Raw genomic sequence first — 1,511 nt, forward strand, 5'->3', positions numbered from 1 at the left:
ATCGTGAATGACTTGCATCGTGCGGCTGGACGCTCTGGCGTAGGCGCGGTGATGGGCAGTAAGAACTTAAAAGCAGTTGCAGTTCGAGGCACAAAAGGTGTCGGCAATATTAAAAATCCTAAAGCCTTTATGGAAGCAACCCGTGCTGGCAAAGCAGTTTTAGCTGGCAATGGTGTGACGGGAGAGGGCTTGCCTACCTATGGAACACAAGTCTTAATGAATGTGATTAATGAAGTTGGTGCATTGCCAACCCGCAATCATCAAGATGTTCAGTTTGATGGCGCTAAGGATATTTCTGCTGAGGCGATGGCTACCCCACGTACTTCAGATGGGAAGACCCATCTAGTGACGAATCAAGCTTGCTTTGCATGTACTATCGCCTGTGGACGTATCTCAAAAATTGATGAGACACATTTTTCAATTGAGAATAAACCCCAGTATATGAACGCCTCAGGTGGCTTGGAGTATGAGGCTGCTTGGGCCTTGGGTGCTGCAAATGGCGTAAACGATTTAGAAGCATTGCAGTTTGCCAACATGTTGTGCAATGAGGATGGGTTTGATCCGATCTCTTTTGGTGCAACCGTGGGCGCTGTGATGGAAATGTATGAAATGGGCGTCCTAACAAAAGAGCAGCTTGGTATCGAGGCACCATTTGGTTCTGCTAAAGCGCTGTGTTATTTCGCGGAAATTACTGCAAATGGTATTGGCTTTGGAAAAGAGCTTGGGCTTGGTTCTGCGCGTTTGACTAAAAAATATGGGCAGCCAGACCTCTCTATGAGCGTCAAGGGTCAAGAGTTTCCTGCATATGATGGGCGTGTGATTCAGGGTATTGGCTTGGCTTATGCAACTTCAAACCGCGGCGCATGTCACTTACGCGGTTACACGATTGCCTCTGAGGTTTTAGGTATTCCAGTAAAGACTGAACCAGCAGATACGCAAGGCAAGCCAGAGTTGGTCAAGGCATTCCAAGATGCAACTGCTGCATTTGACTCGGCAGGGATTTGTATTTTTACTAGCTTCGCTTGGACGCTTGCCGATGTAGCCCCACAGTTGCAGGCTGCATGTGGCGATGAATTTACGGTAGAGAACTTGACTACGATTGGTGAGCGTATTTGGAATATGGAACGCGACTTTAATAATCGTGCCGGCTTTACTAGCAAAGACGATAAATTACCGAAGCGCTTGATGACAGAAGCTGCAAAAACTGGTCCAGGCAAGGGTGCTGTGAGTGGTTTAGATAAGATGCTCCCTGAGTACTATAAGATCCGTGGCTGGGATCCTGAGGGTCGTCCGAGTGCGGAAACACTTAAGCGTCTTGGACTGTAAGATCTTTTAGATGAAGCACCTTATTTTAGGAAATGGTCCTGCGGGCGTGATTGCCGCAGAGACTATTCGCAAACGCGCACCCTCTGATCAAATTATCATGATCGGTTCTGAGGATGTGCCGCCTTACTCGCGGATGGCAATTCCTTATTTATTAATGGGAAACATTCAAGAGTCAGGGACTTATT

2 protein-coding genes are annotated in these 1,511 nt (G+C 47.3%); both read left to right on the plus strand.

Features of this window, described 5'->3' with window-relative positions:
• Positions 1-1,326, plus strand: a 1,326-nt coding sequence (locus tag B7X71_RS16735; protein WP_293601568.1) for an aldehyde ferredoxin oxidoreductase C-terminal domain-containing protein, incomplete at its 5' end; no start/stop codon positions are given.
• Positions 1,327-1,336: 10 nt separating this feature from the next.
• On the plus strand, positions 1,337-1,511 hold a 175-nt coding region (locus tag B7X71_RS16740; RefSeq protein ID WP_293601569.1), incomplete at its 3' end, for an FAD/NAD(P)-binding oxidoreductase.

The sequence above is a fragment of the Polynucleobacter sp. 39-46-10 genome (assembly GCF_002282275.1).